We start from the raw sequence: 7,788 nt of genomic DNA, 5'->3' as shown, positions 1-7,788 counted from the left end.
TTTTAAGATTTTGGTCTTACATAATTGCATCTTTGATTATTATACTTATCACCAGTCAGTAGATCTTTGTAACTCAAGAGTGAAACTTATATGCCCACTTATGGATGTATTGATAATTCTTTTATTAACCTCAAATGTTTTGGGGTCTCCATTTACACTTTCAAGCTCCAAAACATCTCCTTTCATAGGAATTTGAGAAGGATCAAATTGAAGGATTAAGCTCTGATACTCATCTTCCTCTAGATCGAAATCAGGGCATGGTAATATTTGGAGACATACATCAATTTTTTTATTGGTAGTGGGCTTTTCTCTAGATAGGGAAAAACTCTGCTCAAGTCTTGTGACAATCTCTTGATTGATAGATCGTGAATTTTCCTTGGATGCATCAACAACTTTTTCTTTCAGATCCTCAGACCACCGCAAATTATATTGGGTAGTCAGGTTTCCACTACTTGCAGTCATGGTCGTTACCTAAGTTAAATATTTGTAAATTCTAGCACCCTAGGTATTGTTTTAATATTCGTATTAAAATAATATTGACTAATAATATTATTTCGATATTATTAAGTAATACCAAAACAATATTACTTAAGGTGATTATGATGGAGATGCTAACAAAACCAACCACAGCCCAAAGAACCAAGATTCAATACAATCTTCGGATTGAACCTGAGTTGATGGACTGGCTTAAAGAACTTGGTCGGGAATACGAAAGACCAGTAAATTATTTGATTAACCACGCTGTTAAGCAAATGAAAGATGAAATAGAGAGTGCGAAAGCATGAAATTAACAGACAACAAAAAAGCCCATGACTTTGGAGAGCAGGGCTTGATTGATTGTCAACACAAAGGAAAGTTAACATGACTAGTTTAACACAAAACTTTTTAAACCCAAACAATAAGCCATTAGTTCTTGGTGAATTTACTATTCGTCAGGATGAGGATGGGCGTTATTGCTTAAATGATCTTCATAACGCAAGTGGTGGCTTGAAAAAACATCAAATCACCAACTTTCTTCGTGTGGAGCAAACACAAGAGTTAGTTGTAGAAATTGAGCGATGCTCAAATGTGAGCATTGATGAAAATTCCCAAACCTCAAATATGAGGTTTGGGAATAAAGCACTAAATATTATCCGTGGTGGAGCAAATCGCGGAACATATGCAGTAAAGGAAATGGTTTATGCATACGCAATGTGGATTTCTGCGAAATTCCATTTAATTGTGATTCGCGCTTATGATGCTTTAGTTATGGACTGGAAAATTAACGATAAGCAAACTATCTCACCAGAGCAAGCAGGCGTTCTTTACAATATTGTTCACACTCGCGCCAAAGGCAATGGTGGAATTATTGCGAGTATGTGGAGTCGTTTAAAAAATCATTTTAAATATTCAGCGAGTTACCGTGAGTTAAAAGCCTACCACTTTGAAGATGCGAAGTTTTATCTTGAAAATATTGAGATAAAAGAAAAAGCAGCCCCAAAAGCTCAAAACGCAACAGAATTAAATGATATTTTGAAAACCAATTTGCAGGGTTTGGCTATTCACATGGTCTGGTTAAATGACTGGTGGAAAGAGTTTGGTGGTGCAATTGCAAAACTTAATCCAAACATTGCAGCTTCAGTCAATCACCATTTCAAAGATGGGGCGTGTTTTGCTTATCACTTCATTGATAAAGGAACTCGCTTACAGATCGAAGAACAACTGCAATATCATTCTTGGAATTTAAGCCTTCAAGAGCGATATGCATTGGATTTTAAATGTAAATAAGTATAGAACCACTCGAAAGAGTGGTTTTTTGCTGTATTTATTTAAAAATGAAGTAACTAAAAGCTGAGAAAATTTCAAATTATAATATTTGGTAAAATATATGATTTATATATATTTTTTTTTGAAAACACATGGTTTGTTTTGATGTCTTGTAATATAATTTTTAAAATAATACAAAGAGTGACAACCATGAAAAAAGTAAGCTTATTGGTCTTAATGGGGATGATGTCCTCAGTCGTGTCGGCTGATGTAATTTATTCTAATGATCCATCAGATCCTGAAATACAATTCAGCTACCCATTGATGAAGTCTAAGGAACTGCAGATTAGGAGTGGTGATGGTTTTAATAAGGAGACGGGTAGGTTCGAATTTAAAAAACCAGATGTTGTTAACCTTTTAGACCAAGATTATAATAAAGAAGTTTATGGAAAAGTTGATAATGCGGTATTCGGTGATAAGTTAATTTTGACGATTGCTAAAAGCGGTATCTCAGGGGAAATCGTAGAAATAGAAAGCAAAACAATACCTTTAACTGATAGAATATTTGATTTTGGGGGGAAATTTGTTCGATTCATAGCTGCTTTGCTTCCCGTTATAATCCCGGCAACAATTGGACCTGAGCCTAGTGCACCTGAAGTTAAGCCTAATATGACTGAGGATGATATTAAATTAAATGAAGCACAATGTATTAAACACACTAATAAAATTTCTATTGTTCCTCCAAGCACCCTCCCTATTGAAGGTCAAGTGGTTGAAATTGAAGGAAACAATGGCAAGAAATGTATTGAGGTTATTTACAAGCCTATTTCCGCGTCTTCAATTCCTTTTAGCGACTTAAAACAAAAGAATGTGGGGAATAATCTTTTGAGCTCAACCTGTAGAGAGGTTGAAATTACAATACATCAAACTGATAGTACAAAGTATAATTATACACACCATATTGTAGACCCAAATTTTCTGACCAAATCTCAAATTCCTGAAAATGGAATATTGGTTCCAAACGCTTGTAATTGGAGAATAAAGAAGTAGCATCTGTTATTGATGGCATACTGTTTATCAGTTGTAAAATAAAAAAGCTTCCGAAAAAAGAAGCTTTTTTATTTTACAAATTAATAGATTGAACACATATTAAAAAACTATGGTTGTTTGGCTGGTTGATAATTAACTACATGTTATTTCATGTCTTTGTATTGTAAAATTAGGGTTCACTGCCATGTAGGCAGCTTATAAAAACCACCTTCGGGTGGTTTTTTTGCTCATAACTTGATATTTTGTAAGCAAATTAAGGAGGGGGCATGATGAAAAATATATTTTGGGTTGGAGTTTTTTGTTTTGGGTTAGCTCTTGGAGGGTGTGCAACACCAAAGCACAACTATCAAGCAACTCCACAAAATATTAGTAAGCCACCAATTGGATCTACAAATGAGGCATTTGTGGGAGATAAAATGTTAGAGCAGGGTGTTTTTCTTGAGAGAGAAGCTTTATATGTTCCAACAACATTTAAGCATAGTGGGTATACAATTTCAGAGGGATATTATTTAAAGACTGGTGAGGATAAAAAAGGACATTACTTCAAGCCATTAAATATGATTCCAAATGGCGGGAATGTGCAAAAAAGTTTTATTAACGATCCATTTCAGGCTGTAATGCTTAATGTGGAAAATCAAATATGTATAGTTACCACTTTAAACCTAAGATCTTGCTCAAAGGAAGAACACTCAGCAAAATTATCAACTGTAGGCATTGCGACAGATAATTCATTTCAACAAACCCTTATTTATAGTGGTAAGGTGGGAAATAAAATTAATATCGGCTATAGAGAGTTTTCCAGTAATCTAGCTCGTCCCGCATTTAACAATGATGTTGAATATGACTTAAGTGAGTCGAAACAAATCGGTTATAAAGGTGCTCTCCTGGAAATCGAAGATGCCAACAATCAAAGTATTAAGTATAAGGTTTTAAAGAACTTTAATAAGGTGGAATAAAATGTCAAATAATAATGAATCAACCACACAAGGAATGAGTGAATCTGACAGTTGCAACTTGGTAGCTAATATTATTTTAATATTATGTATAGTTCTATCAGTTGTTTATATTGTTTCTTTTGGCAAAGTAGAAACAATTCGATACTCGGAATATGCGGGAGAAATAGCAACATCCAGTTGGTCATTTGCTCAAATATTGATGGGTATATCTATTGCTATAGGTGGTGCAATTTGGTGGTATCTATTCCAAAAGATCGGTTCTGTTTTACGACATCTTGAAGAGTTGAAAGCTGCAAAATAATTAAAAGCACCCTAGGGTGCTTTTTTTAATCTCTCAACAACCTTGTCGGCTATTTCATCAGAGACCTTAGAGAGATCATTAGGTGTTAATGGTGTTCTAATCCCAATATCTGAATCCACAATCAAGCCAGCTCTTATAGCCTCAATTATTGCTGTATTCATCGAAAAATCATAATTACTAGCAAATTTTAAAATTTCCTGATGGAGATCTGATGGCAAGCGCACTTGTGTTTTAACAAAATCGTTTTGTCTACTCATAGCTATTCCAAAATAAATATTGCACCTAAAACAGTTGCATGTTAAATTAATTCAATGCACCTATTTTAGGTGTTAATTTTAAAATTTACAAGAAAAAGCCCTGACACTTTCGACGGAATCAGGGCTTCTATCAACATTCTTAGAGGAAAATTGATATGCCAAATATAGCACAAATTAATGATACACAAGTATCAATCATTAACTTCAAATCCATTCCAGTTGTTACTAATGAAATGTTGGCTAATTTTTATGGTACGGATGCAAGTAATATTCGTAAAAATTACTCAAATAATAAGGCTCGTTTTATTGAGGGTAAGCACTTCTTCAAAATCGTTGGTCAGGAATTAAAGGACTTTATGACTAGCTTGAAGACAGTTACAAGTGATTTGCTCGTGAATAATGTTCACGCACAAATTTCAAGCAAAACTCGTGTTTTAACGCTATGGACAGAACGTGGCGCAGCTCGTCATGCAAAGATGCTTGATACTGATCAAGCGTGGGATATCTTTGAGCAACTTGAAGATTGTTATTTCAATCGTCAAGAGATTTTAGCTAAAACTCATAAGTCTGAACGCGAACCATTAACCAATGCTGTGAATATGCTTGTCGCTAAAACCAAGCATTTAAACTATAGCGATGCTTACAAATTGGTTCATCAGCGCTTTAACGTGAAAAGTATTGATGAGATTCCATACGATGCTATTCCTGTGGCAGTTGAATACGTGCATCATTTGATTGCTTTGTATAGCAATGCGGAGAAAAAACAATTTAGCGAAGGGGATCTGCAAAATTTACATGCTTTAGCAACCCACATGATTTGGGCACGTAGCTGGTGGTCAGAATTTAGTGATTTTGTCAAAAAGTTAAACCCAGCTGTTTATAGTAGAGCCACCAATCATTTTAATGATGGGGCATGTCTTGCATGGCAGTTCGTTAAAATTGAAAAGAAGCAAGAGTTAAAAGAATGCGTAGATAGTTTTGATTGGATCACTGGAGCTTATCAGCAAAAATTACCTATATAGTTTTAAGTAGATTAAGACCCACTCAATTGAGTGGGTTTTTTATAACCTAATTTATAGCTCGCATCTGCGGGCTTTTTTATGTCCGCAGGAAAGTAAACATGGCTCAAGAATCAATTTTAAGAATCGTGATTGACTCACGAAATGCTGAACGAAACGCGCAAGCATTAGATCGCGAGTTGAGAAGTATTCAGCGTAATGGTGACTTTGCATCGCGTTCTATGGATGGGTTTTCTGTAGCCTGTCGCCAACTCGCTGGGTACATGATGGGCGTAGTTACTGCGGGCGCAGCTATTTCAAAAATGGATGATCACACAAACTTAAACAATCGTCTTCGTTTAGTCACCAATAGCCAGCAAGAACTAAATAAAGCAATGAAAGATACTTTTGATATTGCTCAACGTTCAGGTGCAGCATGGGGTGGTACAGCAACGATCTACCAGAAGGTTCAGTACAACAGTGAAAAGCTGGGTCTAAGCCAAGAAAAAGTGGCAAAGATTACAGAATCAATTTCAAAGTCTATTAGTAACTCAGGTTCTAGTGCTCAGGCAGCGAGTGCAGCTTTATACCAACTAGGACAAGCTTTTGATAAATCTAGCTTAAATGGCGATGAGTTCGTATCTATGTCCGAAAATGCAGGTTATCTAATGGAGGTTTTTGCTAAAGGTTTGGGTGTTACTCGTGCTGAATTAAAGGAAATGTCTTCTGCAGGTGAATTAACTACCGAAAAGATGGTTCAAGCGATTGAAAAAATGTCAGGTGCTATCGAAGAAGATTTTGGAAAAACTAACTTTACGATTGGACAATCATTTACTCAGTTAAATAATGCTGCAACACAGTTTATTGGTGGTGCAGGTGAAGCATCAGGTGCAGCGTCATTCTTATCATCCTCAATTAAAGGATTAGCAGACAATCTTGATTCGATAGCTCATATTGCTGTTTTGGGTGGCGTTACGATGCTGACCAAAGCAATTCTCACACAAACAGTTTCTATACATGCTGCAACAACAAGCTCAATTGCACGACGTGCATCAATGCTGGGTGAGTTACAAGCAGCAGCTCAAGCTACAGCAGCAGAAGTGTCAAGAACAGGTGCTATTGCTCAACTTCGTGCAATGCAATTAGCAGATGCTCAAGCAACAGCAGCAAGATTAACAGGCATGCAGCGCCTCACCTACGTACAAACAACGTTGTTGCCGCTTGAAAGAGCTTCTACATCCGCTACAGCAGCTCATACCGCAGCAGTAAATGCAGACACCTTGGCGCAAAATGCAAATACAGCAGCACGTTCTCGCGCAGCAAGAATTTTTAATGCTGTTGGTGGTACGGTTGGAGTTCTAACCATTGGTGTAGCTGCCTTAGCTGCGGGTTACATGTACCTAAAATCAAAATCTGACGAGGTTAATGATAGTTTTTCAACTCAAATCGAAAGCGTTTCCGAGTTGTCTAAAAAATATCGTGAACTCACTACGGCTAAATTAATTAGCGAGCAGGAACTTGTAAACCAAAAGTTAAAAGATTTTAAAAGTGATGCAACATCTGCGGAACTGGCGATTGCCAAGCTAGCTGGTACATCACAGAGAGCAGTAGGAAAGCAAAAGCAACAACAAGATATCATGTCTGCAATCGCTAAAGGCTTGCGCGATGGTTATACAGATACAGGGTTGGCTATGGAAAAAATGGTCAAAAGTGGCTTATTTTCTGACAAACAAATTGCTAATGCTGCTAAGTATTTCGAGCAGTTTAATGAATCCAAAAGTGGTGTTTCCGAAATGGAAAGACAGCTTTCATTTATTGCAAAAGAAACGGGATTGTTTGGAGATGAGGCGGATAAAGCAGCTAAAAAGTTAAAAGATCAAAAAATTATAGTTAATGCTTTAGCTGACAGTTACGAATCATCAAACAAAGAGTTGAGAAATTCAATTGATTGGCTTTTACAGCAAGACTCGTCACTAAAAGTCAATGCTGACAACCAACAGAAAGTCAATGACTTACTGAAAGGCTATGGTGATGGAGCAATTACAGCAACACAGTTGGCTAAAGAATTGCGCAAATATTTACCAGTCGAAACCTCAATCCTAAATAGTATTGACAACCTAGCAGAGAAAACAGATATTTCTAAAACTGCGATGGAAAAAGCCAATAAGGAGTTAAAAGAGAGTGCGAAACTAAGTGTTGGTGCTCGAAAGGGATGGGTTGATGTTGCAGAGGGTTTAACTGAGACGGAAAAAGCAGCCAAAACTGCAAAAGAAGCCCTAGACGACTTAAATAAAACCTATGCTAAGAAAAATCTAAGTATCGATTTCGATTTGAAGAATATTAAACTACTTGGCTTGGAAATGGCTAAAGCAGTATCTGAGTTTTATGATGAAAACAAAATTCCAAAAACTCGTAGTTTAACCAGTAAAGAGTGGGAGGTGTTTAGTAAAAACTTCTACAAGGGTCAAGAATTGAAAAAG

The 7,788-nt window shown here is 36.4% G+C and carries 9 protein-coding genes; 7 read left to right on the top strand and 2 right to left on the bottom strand.

Features of this window, described 5'->3' with window-relative positions; all coding sequences use genetic code 11:
- Positions 1-48: 48 nt before the first annotated feature.
- Positions 49-462 (bottom strand): Arc family DNA-binding protein, encoded by a 414-nt coding sequence (locus tag C9E89_RS20935; RefSeq protein ID WP_107010079.1) that lies wholly within the window; start codon positions 460-462, stop codon positions 49-51.
- A 140-nt stretch (positions 463-602) separates the two neighbouring features.
- Between C9E89_RS20935 and C9E89_RS20930 the strand changes: the two genes are divergently transcribed.
- The 5 genes from C9E89_RS20930 to C9E89_RS20910 all read left to right on the top strand — a co-directional run bounded on the left by C9E89_RS20930 (position 603) and on the right by C9E89_RS20910 (position 4,053).
- Entirely contained in the window at positions 603-785 is a 183-nt protein-coding gene (locus C9E89_RS20930) for a DNA-binding protein (protein ID WP_107010080.1), read from the top strand.
- 76 nt (positions 786-861) lie between these two features.
- A complete protein-coding gene (locus tag C9E89_RS20925; RefSeq protein ID WP_107010081.1) occupies positions 862-1,767 on the top strand; it encodes a KilA-N domain-containing protein in 906 nt (301 codons plus the stop codon).
- Positions 1,768-1,956: 189 nt separating this feature from the next.
- A complete protein-coding gene (locus C9E89_RS20920; RefSeq protein WP_107010082.1) occupies positions 1,957-2,796 on the top strand; it encodes a hypothetical protein in 840 nt (279 codons plus the stop codon).
- A 269-nt stretch (positions 2,797-3,065) separates the two neighbouring features.
- Entirely contained in the window at positions 3,066-3,752 is a 687-nt protein-coding gene (locus C9E89_RS20915) for a hypothetical protein (protein WP_107010083.1), read from the top strand.
- A gap of 1 nt (position 3,753) precedes the next feature.
- Positions 3,754-4,053, top strand: a complete 300-nt coding sequence (locus C9E89_RS20910; protein ID WP_107010084.1) for a hypothetical protein — start codon at positions 3,754-3,756, stop codon at positions 4,051-4,053.
- Between the two features lie 11 nt (positions 4,054-4,064).
- Here the strand turns inward: C9E89_RS20910 and C9E89_RS20905 are convergent, their stop codons facing one another.
- A complete protein-coding gene (locus C9E89_RS20905; RefSeq protein WP_107010085.1) occupies positions 4,065-4,310 on the bottom strand; it encodes a hypothetical protein in 246 nt (81 codons plus the stop codon).
- A gap of 155 nt (positions 4,311-4,465) precedes the next feature.
- Between C9E89_RS20905 and C9E89_RS20900 the strand changes: the two genes are divergently transcribed.
- Together C9E89_RS20900 and C9E89_RS20895 are read left to right on the top strand one after the other, a co-directional pair.
- The gene (locus C9E89_RS20900; RefSeq protein WP_107010086.1) at positions 4,466-5,332 is read left to right on the top strand and encodes an ORF6N domain-containing protein; all 867 of its coding nucleotides are present in this window, start codon (positions 4,466-4,468) and stop codon (positions 5,330-5,332) included.
- 98 nt (positions 5,333-5,430) lie between these two features.
- Positions 5,431-7,788 (top strand): tape measure protein (locus C9E89_RS20895; protein ID WP_147305739.1); only part of this gene is annotated, 2,358 nt, incomplete at its 3' end.

It is taken from the genome of Acinetobacter sichuanensis (genome assembly GCF_003024515.2).
GTDB classification, from domain to species: domain Bacteria; phylum Pseudomonadota; class Gammaproteobacteria; order Pseudomonadales; family Moraxellaceae; genus Acinetobacter; species Acinetobacter sichuanensis.
The sequence above is the reverse complement of the archived record's forward strand: the minus strand, read 5'-3'. Positions and strand labels throughout refer to the sequence as shown.